The following is an 18,407-nucleotide window of genomic DNA, read 5'->3' as shown; positions in this document are numbered from 1 at the left end:
ACGGCAGGATGGGGTGATGCGACGTACCACCCTGCTCGTCGCCGCGATCGCGGCCTTCTGCCTCGTGCCCGCACCGGTCTCGGCCGACCCGACCCACCCGGCCCACCCGGTCACGACCGACGCGACCTTCCACAACGACGCCGCCACCCCCGGCGCGGACCCGTTCGTCCTGTTCGACCGGCCCAGCGGCTACTACTACGCCTACTCCACCGAGGGCGCCGACCCCGGCCACCACTTCGGCATCTACCGCTCGCCCGACCTCGCCACGTGGGAGCACCTGCCCGGCGGCGCGCTGCGGGCCGGGCAGGACGGCGACTGGGCGCACGACTGGTTCTGGGCGCCCGAGGTCTACCACAACCCCGACACCGGCCTGTACTACCTGTTCTACGCGGCCAGGATGAACCGCGGTGTGGCCGAGCACTTCCGGTACGCGGACTTCGAGGAGCCGTGCAAGGTCGGTGTCGCGGTGTCGGGTTCGCCGGTCGGGCCGTTCCGCGACATCGCCGAGGCCCCGCTGGACTACTCGCCCTACGACCCGGCCTACCACGACGTCAACCTCATCATGGACGCCGCGCAGAAGAAGCCGCCCGCCACGCTGGAGGAGGGCCGGACCGCGCCGCTCGGCACCTACATCCCCTACATCGACCCGAACGTCCACTTCGACACCGACGGCCGGATCTACCTGTACTTCTCCCGCAACGCCTACCGGAACTGGGTGTGGGACGACGACCTCGGCAAGTACGTCGAGGAGTCCAACATCTACGCCGTCGAGCTGACCGGCGACTGGTGGCGCGACCCGACCGGCCGGACCATGCCGACCATCGCGCCCGCGTACCGCGACAGCAACCGCGCGCCGAACGACCCGCCCGGCGTCCGCAAGGACGGCTACGTCCCCGTCCTGGACTACGGCTCGGACAAGCAGGCGTGGGAGAACGCGCACGTCCACGACTACGCGAAGTCGGGCGGTCGGAAGAAGGACCGCCGGTGGGCCGAGGGCTCGACCACGATCCGGACCGTCGACGCGACGGGGAACCCCCGCTACTACCTGACCTACTCGGCCAACAACTACGAGAACGAGTTCTACGGCGTCGGCTACGCGACCGCGACCAGTCCTCTCGGGCCGTGGCACAAGAGTTCCGCGAACCCCGTGCTGTCCCAAGATCCGGCGCAGGGCCTGTACTCGACCGGGCACGGCAGCATCATCGACTCACCGGACGGCACGCAGCTCTACTACGTCCACCACGGCCGCCCGTCCACCACGTCTTCACGTGCGCTGTACACCTCGCGGCTGCACCTCGATGACGACCTGTCCATTGAGGCGTCCACAAAGGACCAACCCGTGCCGTCCGGCGTGGGACCACTGCGAATCCGAGCCGACGACCGCGTCCTGCGCACCGGCCCGAACGGCACCGCGACCACGACGGTCCACGTGACCAGCGCCCGGGGCGCCGAGTTCACCCTGTCCAACCCGCAGAACCGCCTGCGCGCCGAACTGCGCCCGGCCGACGCGGGCGCAGTCGTCGTCCAGGGCAACCGGATCACCGTCACCTCGACCACCCACCGCCCGGCCCTGCTCACCGTCGTCTACCAACGCCGGCGAGCCGACGGCACCTACCGCGACACGGCCGACACCGGACCGCACCACAGCGTCCCGGTCCAGCTCACGATCCCGGTGACACCCGGCCGCTGAGCACAGGTGCGCAGAGGCGCTCGCGGCGCTCGGCAAGCGCCGCGAGCCTCGTACCGACTTCTCCGAGTGCGGACCGGGACGAGGGCTCCACCGGTAAGATCGTCCCGCCGGCCGGGCACGCGACGCCGCGCGACCGCGCTCGACGGTCCCGCCGGCGACTGGGCGGGTGGCTGGTCATCGAGGACCGCCACCCGGGACGAATCCGTTCGATTGAGCACTCGACCAGCGCTCGCACACTGGGGGTATGCGAATGTTGATCCGATCCCTGGCCGAACTGGCCGGATCGCCGCGGGACGTGGACTGGGGCAACGGCACGAGCGTCCGCCTGCTGACCGCGTCCGACGGGATGGGTTTCACCGTGTGCCACACGGTGGTCCGGGCGGGCACGTCGTCCTTCCTGGAGTACCGCTCCCACCTGGAAGCCTGCTACTGCGTCTCCGGCACCGGCGAGATCGAGGACGCGGCGGGCGTCGTGCACCGGATCGGCCCCGGCACGCTCTACGCCCTGGACCACCACGACCGGCACCACCTGCGCGCCGACCCGACGGGCGACCTGACCCTCATCAGCGTCTTCACGCCGGCGCTGGTGGGCACCGAACGGCACGTGCTGGACCGGGTGGAAGCGTCGTCGTACTGATGGGCGCGGAGCACCTGCACGCGCTGTTCGAGGCCACCGCGAAAGCGGCTCCCGAACGCCCCGCCATCACCGTCGACGGCGTCACCACCACGTACGGCGAGTTGAACGCGACCGCCGACGGCCACGCCGCCTTCCTCCGCGAACTCGGCCTCGCCCAAGGCGACCGGGTGGTCATCTACGCCGAGCCGTCAGCGGACGCGGTCGCGGCGGTGATCGGCGTGCTCAAGGCCGGCTGCTGCGTCGTCACGACCCACCCGTCGTTCGACCGCCGCAAGCTGGTCCTCCAGATCGCCGACTCGGACGCGTCGGTCCTGGTCACCGACCGGCGGGAGCACCGCCACGACCTGTTCACCGACACCGAACTGGACGCCGTGCTGCTGCTGGGCGACGGGTCGACAACGGTCCGGCGAGCACCCCGGCCGCGAACGGGCGCGGGGATCGAGGTGGACGACGACATCGCGGCCGTGTTCTACACGTCCGGTTCCAGCGCCGACCCGAAGGGCGTCGTGATCGGCCACCGCGCGATGACCGCCGCCCACCGGGCCGTCACCGGCTACCTGGGCACCACGGCCGACGACGTCGTGCTGAGCTACACCCCGATCGGCTCGGACTTCGGCTTCTACAACGTCATGATGCCGTTGGCGCTCGGCGGCCGGGTGGTGCTGGGCAGCCGCTGGCCGGACAGCCCCGCCGACCTCGCAGCGGTGATCAACGACCACGGTGTCACCGCCGTGCACGCGTTCCCGACCCTCCTGGGTGTGCTGTGCCGAGCGGACACCCCGATGCCGTCCGTCCGGTACATCACGAGCACCGGCCAGGAGCTGTCCGTCGAACGCGCCGCCGCACTGCGCCGCACCCTCCCGCACGCCGCCCTCCACTCGATGTACGGGTTGACCGAGTGCAAGCGGGTCGCGGGCCTGCCACCGCACGAACTGGCGGAACGGCCGGGTTCGGTCGGCCGCCCCATCCCCGGCGTGCGGGCCTACCTGGTCGCGGACGGGGTCGAGCTGTCCGAAGGGGTCGGTGAGCTGGTCGTGGCCGGCGACCTGCTGATGCAGGGCTACTGGCGCCGACCGGCGGAGACCGACCTGGTGCTGCGGCGCAACCTGTTCGGCGAGCGGGAGGTGCTGTTCACCGGCGACCTGTTCCGCCGCGACGACGACGGCTGCCTGCACTGGCTGTCGCGAACGGACGACGTCTTCAGCCGGTCGACGTTGCAGGTCAACCCGCACGAGGTCGAGGCGCGGCTGCGGGAGCACCCCGGTGTCGCGGACGCCGTCGTCGTGCCGGTGCCGGACGCCCGGGACGGCGAGGCGCCGCTGGCCGTCGTGGTGCGGGCCGCCGCGGTCTCCGAACGAGACCTGCTCGACCACTGCGCCGCGGCACTGGACCGGCACGTGGTGCCGATCGCCGTGGTGTTCCGGGACGAACTCCCCCGCACGGAATCCGGCAAGACGGACCGCCGCGCGGTCGGCCGGTCGGTCGACCCGTTGGAGACGACCCCGATGCTGCGGCTCGCGGACGAGTTCGACGCCATCGCCTCGGGCCGCGACCAGGTGCCGCGAACCCCCGTGCGCTCGACGATCCGCGACACGATCACCGACGAACGGGTGCTCGCCTACCAGGACGCGCTGACCGAGCGGTCCGGTCCGCTGTTCCACCACTTCCTGGCCAGCGTGCCCGGCGTCCTGGAGGAGCTGGCGCGGACCGGTGTCGCGCTGGCCCGGCTGGCCGAGCGGCGGGGCCGGCTGGCGTTCTACGAGGCGGACGCGTTCGACGGCACCAACGGGCGGACGCTCGCCGCGTTCGCCGACGGCCGGGTCACCACGCTCACCAGCTCGCCGAACAAGGCCAACGCGCCGTGGTTCCACGCCCGCGCCGACCCCGACCGCTCGCGGTTCTTCGCCGACTCGTTGTTCCGCCTCACCACGGCGACCCTCGCCGAGCGGGCCGACTTCGCGCCGTTCCGGGACGGCTTCGACGTGGTCCACGAGGTCGCCGCGTTCCAGTTCTACGGCACCGACCGGGCCGCGCAGGTCGCGCACCTCGCGCAGGTGCTCAAGCCGGGCGGGTTGGCGCTGTTCCTGGAGAAGCTGGACCACCCGGACCCGGAGGAGTACGAGCGCCGGGAGAAGGTCAAGGACGAGGTGCACAAGGCCCGGTACTTCACGCCGGAGGAGGTCGAGCGCAAGCGGCACGAGATGCTGTCCCGGATGGTGCACGGGCAGGTCGACCACGACACCCTCGTCCGGTCGCTCAACGACCGCTTCGCGCACGTGCACCTCATCTGGAACGCCACGAACTTCGCCCACTTCGCCGCTTCGGACGACCCGAGTCTGCTCGCGGAGTTCCTGGAGCTGGCCGGGCCGCCGCACGTCCCGGACGGCTTCGCCTTCGAAGAACCCGGCCCGCGGTGACGAGGCACGTCGTCCCCGAGGTGCCGGCACGGGTCGAGGCGTTGGCCGAGCGGTGGCGGGAACGCGCCGCGGCAGCCGAGCGCGCCCGCACCCTGCCGGACGCCACCGTGGCGGAACTGGCCGACGCCGGCCTTCTGCGGCTGGCGGCCCCGACCGCGCGCGGAGGTCCGGGGCACGGCTGGCCGACGCTCGCGGAGGCGGCCAGGGTCGCCGCCAGGGCGTGCCCGTCGACCGGCTGGGTGCTGGGCGTCGTCGGCGGTCATGCGGCGCTCGCCGGGCGGCTCTCCGCCGCAGACCTGATGTTCACCGCCAGGAGCCCGCTGTTCGCGACGGCGTCCGGCGGGCGGCTGACCGCGGTGCCGGGCGGCGTCGTCGTGTCGGGGCGGTGGCGGTTCTCGTCCGCCGTCGACCACGCGTCGTGGGTGGTGGTGAACGGCTGCGCGGCGACCGACCGGCTGCTCGTGCCGCTGCCCGTCGAGCAGGTGCGGATCGAGGACGGGTGGCACGTCACCGGCATGGCCGCGACCGGGTCCAAGACGTTCGCGGTCGACGACGTGCTCGTGCCCCGCTCCCGCGTGGACGTGCTCGCCGAGTGCTTCTCCGCACGCTGGTCGCCGGACACGGCCCCCACGGACTACTTGGGGCAGGTGCCGTTCCTGCCGTACGCCACCAGCACGGTCATCGGACCGCTGCTGGGGTGTGCTGAAGGCGCGTTCGAGGCAGTCCGGACACCCTCGGACGGTGTGGCGGAAAGCGCGGCCGAGCTGGCGTGCGCGCGGCACCTGTACGACTCGATCTGCGACACCCTGCACTCGGCCGGGCTCGAACGCCGCCCGCTCACGGCGGTGGAAGCGGCGACCGTCGGCCGCGACCGGGCCTACCTCGCCCGGCTGTGCGTGCGGGCGGTGCACCGGCTGGTCGAGCTGTCCGGAACCGCCGCCCACTTCGACGACCACCCGATCGCGCGGCACTGGCGCGACCTGCAGATGATGGCCGCGCACCGCGACGTGGACTGGGTGACGCACGCCCGCGCGCACGCCGCGCTGACCCTGGAGACCGGCCGATGAGCACCGTCGACTTCCTCCGCCGCGACAAGCGCTGGCTGTCCGGGGGTTTCCTGCTCTTCCTGCTCTCGTGCTTCGGGCAGACGTTCTTCATCTCCCTGTTCGGCAACGACATCCGCGCGGAGCACGGCCTGTCGCACGGCGAGTTCGGCGGCCTGTACATGGCGGCGACGCTGGTGAGCGCCCTCGTGCTGGCCAGGACCGGTCCGGCGGTCGACCGGTACCCGGCGCGGCACGTCGTCCTGGTGGCCGTGCCGATGCTCGCGCTGGGCGCGTTCGCGATGGCGGCGTCCGGGCACGTGCTGGTGCTGTTCGCCGCCGTGGCCCTGCTGCGCTTCTTCGGGCAGGGCATGATGACCCACATCGCGTTCACCGTGGTGGGCCGCTGGTTCACCGGCGAGCGCGGTCGGGCGATGTCGGTGTCGACGCTCGGCCTGAACGCCGGTGAGGCGCTGCTCCCGCTGCTGGTGGTGCTCGTGGCGGCGGCGGTCGGCTGGCGCCAGGTGTGGTGGCTCGGCGCCGTAGTGCTCCTCGTCGCCGCCTTCGTGGTGGCCGCGCTGTTCCGCCGCGAACGCGAACCGGCGGCGGACACCGTTCACGACGCTCGCGCGTCCGCGCCGAGTTGGACCAGGCGGCAGGCGTTGCGCGATCCGTACTTCTACCTCGTCTGCCTGGCCATGGGCGCGCCCGCGCTGATCGGCAACACGGTGTTCTTCAACCAGGTCCACCTTGCGGACCTGCGCGGGTGGCCGCTCCAGGTCACGGCGACGGCGTTCACGGTGTACGCGGTGTCGACGGTCGTGTTCAACGTGATCGGCGGCCACCTGGTCGACCGGCTGACCGCGCTGCGCCTGGTGCCGCTGTTCCTGCTGCCGCTCGGCGGCGGGCTGCTGGTGCTGGGACTCACGGACGACCAGTGGGGCCTGTTCGCGTTCATGGCCCTCTACGGCGTGACGAACGGCGTGTCGCTCAGCCTGTTCGGTGCGACGTGGCCGGAGATCTACGGCGTGGACCACCTCGGCGCCATCCGCTCGGTGGTCGTGGCGATCCTGGTCTTCGCCTCGGCCGCCGGTCCCGGGGTGAGCGGCCTGCTGATCGACGGCGGCGTCGGCTACCCGCACCAGGTCGTCGTGCTCGGCGTCTACTGCGTCGCGGTGTCCGCGCTCATGGTGAAGGTGATCGCCCACGTGCGGGACCGCCGTCACCGGATCGCCCAACCGGTGTGAACGGGTAGCCTCGGCTGTCGGCACGACGAACGGGAGTTGGGCGATGAGCGAGGACCGGGAACCGGTGATCGACGCCGAGATCGTCGAGGAGCAGGCGGCGCAGCCCGTGGTGCCGGCCGGTGACTACAGCGCGGACGGCGTGCCGACCTTCGAGCACGTCCGCGACCGCATCGAGAGCCGCGTGGCCACGAGCATCGGCGCCGAGGAGCTCGCGGACGCCACCCCGGAGGCCAAGGCGGTCGAGGACCAGTTCGAGGCACGTCGGCAGGCGGGGCTCGACAAGCTCGAGGAGATCCGTCGCTCGATGCGCGGCGACGCCTGAGGACCCCTCCGCCCGGTCAGCGGACGGACGCCAGCGGCATCAGGTAGACCAGCGTGTCGTCCACGCCGTCCAGGCACAGCACGTCGTGCGCCATGTCGTCGTAGAAGCCCCCGATCATGCCCAGCGCCAAGCCCGACGACGCGGCGACCAGCGCCAGGTTCTGCGCCAGGTGCCCGGCCTCCGTGAACGCCAACCGCAGCGCCCGCAGGCCGTACGCCGCACGCAGGTCGCCAACCCGCGTGTAGAGCGCCAGCACGGCGGGCGTCGTGGCCGGGTCCACCCGCCCCTCCCCCTCGCCGAACCACATGGAGGACGCGCGCACGTCGTCCACCGGTGGTGCGGACGCGACGTGGACCAGCGTCCGCCGCACCTCGTCCACTTCGTACACCCCCGGCTCCAGGCCGGTCACCCGCAACGCCAGCACCCGCAGCCGCGCGCTGTGCCGGGCGCCGGCGCTCGGGTACGGCCGGCGCCCGTCCGCAAGCGCACCCTGCGCCGTCCACAGCAGAGTCGCCAGCTGCCCGGCGTGGAGCGAGCCCGACAGCTCCGCGCCCCGTGCGGTGTGCCGGGTCTGCAACGCGTCGGCCAGCGCCCCGGGCACGGGCGCGGCCTCCGGCAGCGGCACGTCCTGCCACCACGGCAGCGTCGACGGCGTGACCCCCACCTCGAGCGGACCCTGGTCCGGCACGCCCGAGTGGAACCTGCTGGCCGCCAGGTAACGCCGGTCGGGCGCTGCCGCACCGTCCTCGTGGAACGGCGTCGGCCCGTCCGGTGCTTCGGCCGTCATCGCCACCAGCCGGCAGGCGGTGCGCTCCTCCTCGGGGCCGAGACCCAAGCGGTTGAACACCATGTGCAGCTGCGACGCCCAGGCGTAACGCGGCAGGTCCACCGCCCGCACCCGGTCCGCCCAGTAGGCCACCACACCCGTCGCGCCCGATTCGAGCCGGTCCCACCGTGCGGCGAGCCGGGTCGCCCGTGCCTCGTGCAGCGTCCGCGCGGCGACGTGGGAGCCGAGCCCCGGCGGTGCGACGGGCTCGCGCGCCTGCCGCCACCCCGTCGCCAGGGAACGCAGCCACGACGCCGCCTCCACCCGATCCAGCTCCAGCGCGACCGCCGTGGCCATCACCAACTCCACGCCCGCGGTGAACTTCGACCCCGCGGACCGCAGCACGGCCACCGCCACCTCGGTGCTGCGGCAGAACACGTCCTCGGCAACGGGCAGCGACTCCGGCCCGCCGTACCGCTCCACCTCCGGCACGTACGGCGTCTCCCGGACGTCACCGTGCGGCAGCCAGTCGGGTGACGACGCGGTCAGCGGGTGATCGGCCCCCGCGACGAGGGAGCGCAACCGCTCCGCGAGGTCCACGGTCGCGCCGCGCGCCCGGACGCGCAGGTGCGGGCCGGCCTCCCAGTACCGCACGTAGAACCAGTCGGTGACGCGTCCCGCCGCGCGGTGCCCGTCCAACTCCGGCGCGAGGACGTCGGCGATGAACGCGTCCACGTCCTCGACCGCCCACCACAGCCGCACGTGCAGGCTGGTCCACGTCATGGCGTCTCCAGTGGGGTGAGGTCGTAGGTGAAGCCCGTGCCGCGCGGACGGCCGACGAGCAGCAGGTAGAGCAGCGCGTGCGACGCGGGCGCGCCGGCCATGGCCTCCAGCGGGCCGTCGTCGGTGCTGCGCGCCGGCCGGCAGAACGCCCCGGAGCCCGCGGCTGCCGTGCACACGTGCTGCGCGGTCGCACCGGCCGCACGCAGCAGGGCGCGGTAGCCGTCCGGACCGTCCGACGCCACGGCGGCGGCAGGGTCACCGGTCGTCACCAGCGCGAGGTTCATCGAGGCGACGTGGATCGTCCCTGGCGGGTGCCCGAACACCGGCTGCAACGCCGCCACCGCCGGTCCCGCCGACACCAGCCGCAGGCCGCCGTCCACGGCGTACCAGCCGTCGACGACGCCCTCGACGTTCCGCACGGCCAACCGGTGCCGCAGGTCGTCGCGCACGGGCGACCCGGACGGCGGGTGACCGATGGCCTCGACCACCGCGTGCAGCACGCCGGCCGGCAGTGGCCGCGGATCAGCAGCGACGCCGCGCGGACCCACCCCCGAACTGCGAAGCGGAACAGGTGCCGGATCGGTGACACCGTCGAACGTCACGGTGACGGTCAGCCCCGACACCCGCGCTCCCAAGCCGAGCCGTGCCGCGTGCTCGACCAACGCCGCCGCGACGTGCCCCACCTCCAACTCCGTGAGCACGTCGCCGAACTCGCGGTAACCGGGCGAGAGCCGGTCGCGCCGGCGGACCAGCTCGACCCGCACCGGCCCGTCGACCACCGGCGTCCCGTCACCGACCAGCGCCCGCCGCACCGGATCGAGCAGCCACCGCCCCTCCACCACCAGGTCAACGGTGGACGCGGCCCGTGCCGACGGGTACGCCCGGTGGTCGTTGTACTGGTTCCACGGCTCCCACCGCAGCGGTGTCGCCACCTCCGTCAGCAGACGCGCCAACGCCGCTCCGAAGCGTCCCGACAACGCCGTCAGCGGCACGCGTGGCCCCGTCGCGGCGGCGGTGCGCGGCGACGTCCCCGGCTCGACCACCCGCCCCGGCCCGTGGGTGTAGGCGGCGAGCAAGGCCTCGGCGTTCACGGGAACGGGTGGGGCAGCGGAGGACCGGCGGGGCGCAGCCGCGGCAGGCCGTGCGTGCGCCGGTTCAGCTCGCCGAACGTCATCGGCACCGTGCCGGGCACGATCACCTTCGCCGAGTGCAGGCCCAGCCGGTCGCGCACCACCGGATCGCTCTGGTCGACCGCGATCACCTCCAGCCCCAACCCGGCCCACTTGCGCACGTAGTGCTCCAGCAACGCGTCCAGGTCGTCCCGCGGCACGTCCGGCACCGGCAGGTCCACCTCGGGTCCGGGCACCAGGAAGTCGTACCGCTCGACGGCCTCCGCCAGGCCGTTGACGTTCACGTGGTCCTCCATGCTCCGGATCAGCCTGGGGTCGTCCACCAGCCGCCGCAGCCGGTCCACGTCGTAGTCGCCGGGCTCGACGCGGTACCGCTTGGCGCCGGCCTCCACGTCCATCACCACCTCGGCCGCCGCCGACCGCATCGCCGCGTCCGGGTCGAGCCCGGCGCCGGCGGCGAAGAACGCGTGAGGCTGCCGCGGTGACCGCGCGAGCGACAGCACCGACGGCACGCCCAGGTCGTTGGTGGCGTCGTAGAGCTCCAACCGGTAGCCGAGCTGGTCCAACCGGTCCGCGATGTGCGCGGTGACGTCGTCGCGCACGCGCAGGCTCCGCAACGGCGTCCGCTCGTACCAGGCCTTCAGGAACGCGTCCCGTTCGGCGACCTCGAACAGCCCGTACAACACCGCTTCGGTGAGGCTGTTGCCGGTGCCGCACCCGTTGGACGTCTCGTCCACGAACCGCCTCTCGCCGTACCCCCAGTACGCCACGTGCTCGGGCACCAAGACCGGCCGGCCGCGGGTGTACGACCAGCCGTGCACCCACCTGGTCGTCACGCCGGGGTCATACGGCACGACGTGCGGCGACTCGTGGTCGGGCAGGCCGAGCCGCGTCGGGTCCAGCGCGCGATCGCCCAGCTCGGCGTACGACGCCTCCACGACCGTGGTGACGCGCCGGGGCCGCATGCCCGCGTGCCGTTCGACGGCTTCGTACAGCGCGACCCGTTCGGCCTCGGCGTAGTCGGCGGTGCGGCCGAACCCGGCCTGCCCACCGCCCAGCTCGGCGCTCACCGCCGCCACGGTCAGGTCACCGATGCGGTGCATGCCGCCGACCGGGCCGTGCCGGAGGTCGAACAGCTCGCGGTGCAGGGCGTCGCCCTCGGTGAGCGGGTTCGGTCCGCGCAGCGTGCCGGGCACCACCGGGACGGGCTCGCGGACCACCGTCGCCGGCGAGTCACCGGGCAGCGGACCGCACGTCGGGCAGCCACCGGACCGGGGCCGCACCCGGTGCTCCCCCACCGTCGCCAAGTCGGTGCGCAGCGCCAGCACCTTGTCGCGGTGCGCCTCCGGATCGGCCAGCACCCGATCGACGAGCGCCGTGACCAACGGCCGCAACGCCGGGGACGCCAAGCCGCCCAACCGCATCCGCCGATCGCCGCGCGGCACGGACGAACCGAGCGTGGCCAGCCGAGCGTCCTCGGCGCAGCTCACGCACACCCCGTCCGACACCGGCCCGATCAGGACCAGGGCGCCGTCGAACCGCACCGGCAGCACGGGACCGTCCGCGCCGATCCCGTCCAGGTCACCGATCGCGTAGTCGGCCAGCTCCACCACGCGCACGGTCACCGACCGTCCTCCCGGACCGCGAACGCGACCAGGCCCGCGGCCTCCAGCACCGGACCGAGGTGCACCGGCTTGACGTCCGCCGCGAGCGCCCGCAGGTCGTCCTGGAACGCCTCTTCGCCGTCGCGCAGCCCGTACGGCCAGTGCCAGTCCCGGTTCGTCCACGGCGCCGCGGCGCCATCGGGTTCGGCGAACGGCGCGGCACCGCAGAGCACGACCGCTTCGGTCACCCCCGCCTGCGCCCGACCGGCCGCGGCCATGGCGGCGAACGCGACGGCGTCCGCCGGTTCCGCTTCGACCGCCCAGGACAGCTCCTCGCCGTCCGCACGCACCACCGCACGCACCACGCGCGGCCCGAGCCTGGTCACCTCGACCACGGCGGGCAGGGCGAACCGGAGCGTCACGGCCTTCCACCAACGCCGCGCGGTCGGGTCGGCGGCCCACTCGTCTTCGGCGACCGCTGTGCCGTCGAGGTGCCGCACGGCCGTGCGCAAGGCCAGGCCGAGGGCGTGCACCCGGTCCGCGCCGAGCACCACGCCGTCCGGCGCGAGCACACGTGCCGCGCGGAGCAGGGCGTCGAGCCGGGCGGCGTGCTCGGTGGTGCCGAAGCCGATCGCGTCACCGGACGCGGCCAGCTTGACCGGCAACTGCGGCAGGTCACCGGGCAGCGGCGTCGGCACCGGGCCCAACTCCCGATCGCCCAGCACCTCCGGAACCGTGCCGTTCGGCTCCTGCGGCCGGACGGCCGACAGCCACGGGTGGTACTCGGCGTGCAGCGGGTCGAGCCGGGCCACCAGGAGGGCCTGGTGCGGCGGCCCGGTCGGCGGCACGTCGCTCCACATGTCCACCACTTCGGTGGACGGATCGGGCAGCCCGGCCACCGCGCACACGAGCCGGTGCGCGGCAGCCGATCCGACCAGTGCCGCCAACACCTCCGGCGGCGTCCCCGGCGCGCCTGCCAACCGTTCCGCCACCGCCACCGCGTCGGCCACCACGTCCGCGACCGGACCCGGCGCGACCGCGAAGCCGACATCGGCGGCGCAACCGGCGGCGACGGCGTGCTCACCGGAGACCAGGAGCAGGCCGACACCGGGCCGGAGCGTGGCGTCCAGGCCTGCGGCGACAAGGGCGCGGTGCGCGTGAGCGGCCAACGCGCCCTCACCGGTGACCGCGACCGTCGCCGCCCGGAGCCGCCGCCACGCCTCAAGCGGTGACGGCGCAACGGACTCCAGCCAGCTCGCGATGTCGGCAGGCGGCGCGTCCCCACCCCACTCGGCGTTGATCCACTCGGCGTTGATCCACTCAGCGGGAACCTCCACCAGCATGTCGTGCTCGTGGAGCTGGCCGATGAGCAGTTCCAGCGCACGCGCCACGGCCGGTGACGCGTTCTCCGGCACGGCCAGCTGCTCCGGTGGCACGCCGTCGGCCAACGGACCGGCCAGGCGCTCCCAGATCGTCCACAACCCCTTGCCGCCGTCGAGCGTGAAGCTGGAACGCCAGCCCCGCACGTGCAGCCCGGTCGCCGTGGGCGTCGCGTGCACGATCGGCCGCAGCCGCAGCACCGCGCTCATCGGACCACCTTCGCCATCTGCGCTACGTGCTCGGACCACCCGATGCCGGTGATCCGCTGCACCGCCCGCACGACCAGGCTCGCGGCGAGGTAGCGCTCCACCGGCGTCACGTCGCACACGGCCAGCAACTGGTAGAGCATGTTCGTGCCGAAGCGGTACACGGTGACGGGCCGCTGGTAGTCCGGGTGGTCGAAGTCGACCTCCCGCAACTTGACGTGGTAGTCGCTGATCCGGTCGGTGGAGTCGCGGTGCCAGCGCCGGATCGCCTCCTCCTCCCCCATTTCCAGTGCGCGTTCGCCCAGGTGCGTCGAGTACTCGGTGGGCAGTTCACCGCGGTCGAACGCCTCACCGATCACCGCACGGGTGCCGTCCGTCCAGGTCACCCACGGCGTGGCGATCGTGCCCTCGGTGACACCGCGGACGGTCTCGACCACCTGGTCGGCGTTGCGCTCCCACACACCGTCGAACCGGGCGCGCAGCACACCGTCCGGGTCGCTGTGCAGCAGGAAACCTTCGAGGTGCGACAGGAACGAGTGGTAGCCGTTGACCAGGCCGGCCGGGAACCGGCTCGCGTGAGCCGTCATCGCGACCATCGCGAGCCGCACGCGTGACTGGCTGGTGCCGTCCACCGCCACGGCGTCGGTGATCGCGGGCACGCCGAGCCTCAAGCACCGGCTGCGCAGCTCGACCAGCGCGTCCGACGCCAGCAGCTGCCGCAGAGCCGTGAGGTCCGTCGGCTCGACGACTACGGTGTTGTCCGGGTGGAGCGGCTCGTAGGGCGGCGGCACCAGCTCCGCGATCCCGTTCTGCTTCGCCTGCGCGAGCAGCACATCACGGTCCAAGTCCACAGTGGACGGATGTTGCTCCAGGTGTGCGCGCAGGCGTGAGGCGACGAGATCGGCTTCGGCCGGTCCGTCCAGCCGGACCCGCACGTGCGGCCCGTGCAACCAGTGCCGCTCCACGTGCCCGACAGCGCCGGCTCGCTCCGCCTCCGCGAGCGCCGGCAGCACGGCATCGCGGAGCAACGGCGCCTTCACCGGGTCGTGGTAGTAGCAGACGACGTCGGTCACAAGGCCCTCCAGTACGTTTCCGCGATCAGTTCGACCACCCGGCCGTCCCCGGCACCCGGCACGGGCAGCGCCTCGGTCAACCGCACGCCGTCGGGGAACCGGGCCAGCAGGCGTGGCAGGCAGCGCAGGTGCAACGGGTCTCCCAGGTCGGCGTACTGCGGCTTGCCCGCCGTGAGCGCGCGTTGGTAGGCGTCGGCCGACACCGGCCCCCGGTCCGGCCCGACGAAGACGTGCTCCGGCAGGCCGTGCCGGGCGCGCAACCGTGCCACGTCGAGCGCCGCCCGCTCCTCCGCGCCCACCGGCGGCGGCACGGCGAAGTCCCAGGAACGGCGTGCCAGCACGACGTCCCCGTACGTCAAGCGGCCACGGGCGGTCACCCCGCTGTTCGTCGTGGCGGTGCGCAGCCGGTCGAGGTCCACCCACCCGCAGGCGAGGTCCGAGTACAGCGGGACCTGCCGGTCCGGCAGCGCCAGCGGGATCAGGAAACCCAGGTACAGCACGTCGAGCGGCACACCGCGGTGCGTCACCCGGACCTCGTCGGTCACCGGGTCGTGCCGCACGTCCAGCTCGTCGGCGACCAGGTCGGCCCACCGGGCGTCCTCGCCGACCTCCCGCGCGCCGAGCAACGGGTGCAGGTTGGCGTTGAAGCCCTGCACCGGGCGGAACTGCACGGGGTTGGTGGTGTGGCGGCGGACCTGGTCGGTCACGGCGTCGCGCGCGCCGGGCAGCAGGTCGAGGAAGCGGCTGGTGAACTTGCCGAACCCGGCGTAGACGCGGTTGACCACGAGCCGGCCGTCGTGGGTCGGCTGGGCAAAGAAGCCGTACGAACCGGTGCGGCGGGTCGCCCACGCGGGCAGGAGATCGGCGGCGGACGCCAGCACGTCGTCGGTCACCACGCCGTCGTTGACCTGCCCGGCCAGCTTGTCGCGCAGCCCGATGACGGCACGGACGTCCGGGTCGTCCAGGTCGTCGACGTTCATCGACTCCTGCCACGCCTGCGACAGCGCCTCGGAGCAGTCGGCGGGCGTCGCCACACCACCCTCGCCGAACCGCTCCACGAACCTGGCCCGGATCAGCCGGCGCAGCAGCACGTGCTGGTCGAACGCCACCAGCAACGGGGTGAGGCGGGTCAACGCGGGCGCGGCGCCGGGTGGCACGGGGACCGGCTCGGGCAGCACCACGTCCTCGACCACCGGGGTCACGCCGGTCAGGTCCGCGCCGACCCGCTCGCCCAGCTCGCGCCAACCCTCGGAGAGCTCCGCGAGCACGGCCGCGCGGGTCGGCGGGTCGGCGGTGGCGAACGCGGCGGTGGTCGTGGCGAGCGCGGTCAGCCTGCGGGCGGTGTCGCCGTCGGCGGGCGCCAGCCAGGAGGCCAGCGAGCCCACCGCGTCCGGGTCCTGGGGGTGGATCGGGGACACCGGGACCAACAGCCCCAGGTCGAGCGTCTTCGCCACGAAACCACGCGCCGTGCGGTCCGCGTCCGGCGTGGTCAGCTTCGCCGCCAAAGCCGCGGCGATCCGGTCCAGCGGCAGCCCGTCCGGCCCTGCCCCGCGCACGACCTCGATCACGAACAGCAAGGGGCGCGTCGCGGCGACGTTCACCTCTTCCTCGCGGACCACTGCGGCACGACCGACGCCGTCGACCGGGACGTCCCGGCGGAACAGCAGGCGACCCTCGCGCTCCCTCAGGCCCGGTGCGAGCCGGTGCGGCATCCGCAGACCGAGGGCGTCGACCACCCTCGTCACGAGCAGGCGGTGCACCGCCGGGTGCGACACCGGTTCCGCCGCGGGCCACGGCCCGTCGCCCCACTCGCCCCAGCCGACGTGCGTGTACCAGGACAGGGGGCTGGTCTTGGAAGTCGCCCGCAACGCGTACCGCAGCACCGTCGGCTCGGCCTTGCGCGCCTTGCGGTCGGGCTCACCCCGTCCCCGTGCGGTGCGGTCAAGGCCGTGCAGCAGGTCGGCGCCGGTCAGCACGCTCGCGCGGCGCACCTCGTCGGTCGCGCACACCTCCGCGAGCCACCGGCGAGCCGCTGCCAGGTCGTCCGGCCACGCCGCCAGCGCCGCGTCCGCTGCCCGTGCCAGCTCTTCGTGCGCCGCCAACCACTCCCCCAGCAGCGGCACCCGTTCCGGCAGGGTGCCCAATGCCGCCAGGCGCGGGCTGCGCCCGTTGTGCACGTCGCGGCGCAGGGGCAGCACGACCTTGTGGTGGAACGAGGTGGAGTGGCCGCCGGCGCTGTCGTGCAGGGCGTCGGCGAGATCCGGTGCCAGCGCGGCGATCCGGGCCTCGGCGGCGACCACCGCCGCCAGGCCGGCCCGGAAGTCCGAGGGGACCGGTCGGCGGTGCGGCAGCGCGGCCACCCGGACCAGCGCGTACGGCGCGAGTTCGGTCGTGGTGCGGTCACTGGCCATCCGGTGCTCCCCGTGGGTGTGGGCCCGGGGGCGTCCGCGCGGACGCCCCCGGATCGGAACTACGCCGGCAGCTGCGGCACCTGGCAGCAGCAGCACGAGGTGCTGCTGCACGAGCACGCCTGCGCCGAGGCGCCGGTCTCCGGCAGCGCGACGGCGTCGCGCATCGCGGTGACGGCCAGGTCGCCGAGGTCGAGCTCCGAGTCGTCGAAGGTCAGGTCCATCGGTCACGTCCCTTCTGGAGAGGTGCGGCGGGACCGGTCGGCGCGCCGCGTTCGGGTGGTGCTGATCAGCCCGCCCGGGATCGTCCCCGGCCCCGCACCGCCCACCGGACCGCACCGCGCGCGGCGTTGCGGTTCTCCGAATCGGGATGCTGCGGGGTCATGCGGTCGCTCCCCACGGTGCGGGCGTCGAGCCGCACGCTCCCACCTGCCGGTATACGTCCGGTATGCGTTGCGCCGTCCGGTGGTTCGCGGCATTCGGCCCCGCGTCGCGCACCCCGGACCACGACTTACCGTGTGCGGTGACTGATCGGGTTCGACGTGGGGAGATCCGGGGTGTCGATCCGTTCGACGTCGCACGTGCGGCTGGAAGTCGACATCCGGCTGTTAGGGGGGCCCGCCGTGAGCGGGCCGAGGGCGGTCGACGTGGTGCCCGGCGGGGTGAAGTCGCGGACGCTGCTGGTCGCGCTGGCGCTGGACGCCGGGGCGGCCGTATCCACCGAACGCCTGGTGGACTACCTGTGGGAGCGTGAGCCACCGCGCAGCGCGCTCAAGAACCTCCAGCTGTACGCGTCACGGCTGCGTCGCTGCCTGGACACGGCGAACGCCGGGCTGTCGCGCCTGCTGGCCCACGTCGGCCACGGCTACCGGCTGGACGTGCCCGCCGAGGCCGTGGACGTGCTGAGCGCGGGCGGGTTGCTGCGCCGTGGCGTGGCCGCCCTGCGGCAGGGAGATCCGCTCGGCGCCGTCACGTCGTTGACGGGCGCGCTGGCGCGTTGGCCGGTGGACGGCCTGGTCGGGTTGGTGCCGTCGGCTCCGGCCACGGCGGTCGTCGCGTTGTGGCGGGAACGCCGGATCGCCGCCGTGGAACACCTGGCGACCGCGCAGGTGGCGCTGGGCGCGTGGGAGGAGGCAGCCGACCTCCTGGCGCCGCACGCATCAGCCCATCCCACCCGCGAGTCGTTGCAGGTGCTGCTGATGCGCGCGCTGGCCCACCTGGGCGACCGCGTAGGCGCGATCAACGTCTACCGCCGTTTGTGGCGGGTGCTGGACGCGGACCTGGGCATCCGGCCCGGCGGTGAGGCGCGTGCGGTGTTCGAGGGGTTGTCGGGCAACCCCTGATCGACTTCGGGCCGCCCGACGCAAAGATGAGTAAGTCCAAGGGGTAGTCGGGTGTGGTGGTGTACGTGGCGGTTGCCCGGTCCGGTCGCCGTGTCAGGCGGCGATGGGCATCGGTGGCCGGTGGAGCAGGTTCTGCCGGGGCCTCTGGGCGGGGTCGACGTGACGCGGCGGAATGAACGCCGGAACACCGCCGGTCATCGTGATCCGCCAGCGTGAGTGGTGCACCAGGGAATGATGCGTGCGGCACAGGAGAACGAGGTTGTCCAGATCCGTGGTGCCGCCGTCCGCCCAGAATGTGACGTGGTGCGCGTCGCACCACTTCGGCGGTCGGGAACAGATGGGTCGACCTTGGGCGCGC

General features: G+C 73.3%; 15 protein-coding genes. 7 read left to right on the top strand and 8 right to left on the bottom strand.

The features are described 5' to 3' along the window. Positions 1-16: 16 nt before the first annotated feature. The 6 genes from OQ02_RS22810 (at position 17) to OQ02_RS22785 (ending at position 7,356) form a co-directional block, all read left to right on the top strand. Positions 17-1,690 carry a glycoside hydrolase family 43 protein gene (locus OQ02_RS22810; RefSeq protein ID WP_156077220.1) on the top strand — a complete coding sequence of 558 codons (1,674 nt, stop codon included), beginning with the start codon at positions 17-19 and terminating at the stop codon, positions 1,688-1,690. 244 nt (positions 1,691-1,934) lie between these two features. Continuing rightward, positions 1,935-2,327, top strand: a complete 393-nt coding sequence (locus OQ02_RS22805) for an ectoine synthase (protein WP_231500174.1) — start codon at positions 1,935-1,937, stop codon at positions 2,325-2,327. Further along, a complete protein-coding gene (locus OQ02_RS41940) occupies positions 2,327-4,744 on the top strand; it encodes a class I adenylate-forming enzyme family protein (RefSeq protein WP_063747132.1) in 2,418 nt (805 codons plus the stop codon). Before OQ02_RS22805 ends, OQ02_RS41940 begins: the two co-directional genes overlap by 1 nt. Beyond that, positions 4,741-5,811, top strand: a complete 1,071-nt coding sequence (locus OQ02_RS22795) for an acyl-CoA dehydrogenase family protein (RefSeq protein ID WP_033440588.1) — start codon at positions 4,741-4,743, stop codon at positions 5,809-5,811. Before OQ02_RS41940 ends, OQ02_RS22795 begins: the two co-directional genes overlap by 4 nt. Next, entirely contained in the window at positions 5,808-7,034 is a 1,227-nt protein-coding gene (locus OQ02_RS22790) for an MFS transporter (RefSeq protein WP_033440587.1), read from the top strand. The genes OQ02_RS22795 and OQ02_RS22790 overlap by 4 nt, the downstream gene beginning before the upstream one ends. Positions 7,035-7,077: 43 nt before the next feature. Then, a complete protein-coding gene (locus OQ02_RS22785; RefSeq protein WP_033440586.1) occupies positions 7,078-7,356 on the top strand; it encodes a hypothetical protein in 279 nt (92 codons plus the stop codon). Between the two features lie 16 nt (positions 7,357-7,372). On the opposite strand, the gene OQ02_RS42590 is transcribed toward OQ02_RS22785, so the two are convergent. From OQ02_RS42590 to OQ02_RS43945, 7 genes are read right to left on the bottom strand one after another with little or no spacing between them, the layout of a single operon-like run. After that, a complete protein-coding gene (locus OQ02_RS42590; RefSeq protein WP_051772674.1) occupies positions 7,373-8,905 on the bottom strand; it encodes a thiopeptide-type bacteriocin biosynthesis protein in 1,533 nt (510 codons plus the stop codon). Then, complete coding sequence (locus OQ02_RS22775) at positions 8,902-9,996, bottom strand: hypothetical protein (protein WP_033440585.1); 1,095 nt, start codon at positions 9,994-9,996, stop codon at positions 8,902-8,904. The genes OQ02_RS42590 and OQ02_RS22775 overlap by 4 nt, the downstream gene beginning before the upstream one ends. Then, positions 9,993-11,660 (bottom strand): TOMM precursor leader peptide-binding protein, encoded by a 1,668-nt coding sequence (locus OQ02_RS22770; RefSeq protein ID WP_051772673.1) that lies wholly within the window; start codon positions 11,658-11,660, stop codon positions 9,993-9,995. Before OQ02_RS22770 ends, OQ02_RS22775 begins: the two co-directional genes overlap by 4 nt. Then, positions 11,657-13,228, bottom strand: a complete 1,572-nt coding sequence (locus OQ02_RS44920; RefSeq protein ID WP_033440584.1) for a hypothetical protein — start codon at positions 13,226-13,228, stop codon at positions 11,657-11,659. The genes OQ02_RS22770 and OQ02_RS44920 overlap by 4 nt, the downstream gene beginning before the upstream one ends. After that, the gene (locus tag OQ02_RS44915; protein ID WP_033440583.1) at positions 13,225-14,298 is read right to left on the bottom strand and encodes a lantibiotic dehydratase C-terminal domain-containing protein; all 1,074 of its coding nucleotides are present in this window, start codon (positions 14,296-14,298) and stop codon (positions 13,225-13,227) included. Before OQ02_RS44915 ends, OQ02_RS44920 begins: the two co-directional genes overlap by 4 nt. Then, positions 14,295-16,709, bottom strand: a complete 2,415-nt coding sequence (locus OQ02_RS22755; RefSeq protein WP_033440582.1) for a lantibiotic dehydratase — start codon at positions 16,707-16,709, stop codon at positions 14,295-14,297. The genes OQ02_RS44915 and OQ02_RS22755 overlap by 4 nt, the downstream gene beginning before the upstream one ends. A gap of 59 nt (positions 16,710-16,768) precedes the next feature. Then, complete coding sequence (locus OQ02_RS43945) at positions 16,769-16,930, bottom strand: thiazolylpeptide-type bacteriocin (protein WP_156077218.1); 162 nt, start codon at positions 16,928-16,930, stop codon at positions 16,769-16,771. A gap of 333 nt (positions 16,931-17,263) precedes the next feature. On the opposite strand from OQ02_RS43945, the gene OQ02_RS22750 reads away from it, so the two are divergent. Beyond that, positions 17,264-18,049: an AfsR/SARP family transcriptional regulator gene (locus OQ02_RS22750; protein WP_033440581.1), complete on the top strand. Its 786-nt coding sequence runs from the start codon at positions 17,264-17,266 to the stop codon at positions 18,047-18,049. A 93-nt stretch (positions 18,050-18,142) separates the two neighbouring features. Here the strand turns inward: OQ02_RS22750 and OQ02_RS42575 are convergent. Further along, the coding region (locus OQ02_RS42575) for an HNH endonuclease signature motif containing protein (protein ID WP_197043447.1) at positions 18,143-18,407 on the bottom strand (265 nt) is incomplete at its 5' end.

It is taken from the genome of Saccharothrix sp. NRRL B-16314 (genome assembly GCF_000716595.1).
In the GTDB taxonomy this organism is placed as follows: Bacteria; Actinomycetota; Actinomycetes; order Mycobacteriales; family Pseudonocardiaceae; genus Actinosynnema.
This window is presented reverse-complemented; position numbering and strand designations above follow the sequence as displayed.

Excerpts from the sequence above, each read along its gene's own strand:
- OQ02_RS22785 (WP_033440586.1), top strand. The coding sequence starts at position 7,078 with ATGAGCGAGGACCGGGAACCGGTGATCGACGCCGAGATCGTCGAGGAG.
- OQ02_RS22805 (WP_231500174.1), top strand. The coding sequence starts at position 1,935 with ATGCGAATGTTGATCCGATCCCTGGCCGAACTGGCCGGATCGCCGCGG.
- OQ02_RS22810 (WP_156077220.1), top strand. The coding sequence starts at position 17 with ATGCGACGTACCACCCTGCTCGTCGCCGCGATCGCGGCCTTCTGCCTC.
- OQ02_RS41940 (WP_063747132.1), top strand. The coding sequence starts at position 2,327 with ATGGGCGCGGAGCACCTGCACGCGCTGTTCGAGGCCACCGCGAAAGCG.
- OQ02_RS44920 (WP_033440584.1), bottom strand. The coding sequence starts at position 13,228 with ATGAGCGCGGTGCTGCGGCTGCGGCCGATCGTGCACGCGACGCCCACG.
- OQ02_RS22755 (WP_033440582.1), bottom strand. The coding sequence starts at position 16,709 with ATGGCCAGTGACCGCACCACGACCGAACTCGCGCCGTACGCGCTGGTC.
- OQ02_RS22790 (WP_033440587.1), top strand. The coding sequence starts at position 5,808 with ATGAGCACCGTCGACTTCCTCCGCCGCGACAAGCGCTGGCTGTCCGGG.
- OQ02_RS43945 (WP_156077218.1), bottom strand. The coding sequence starts at position 16,930 with ATGGACCTGACCTTCGACGACTCGGAGCTCGACCTCGGCGACCTGGCC.
- OQ02_RS42590 (WP_051772674.1), bottom strand. The coding sequence starts at position 8,905 with ATGACGTGGACCAGCCTGCACGTGCGGCTGTGGTGGGCGGTCGAGGAC.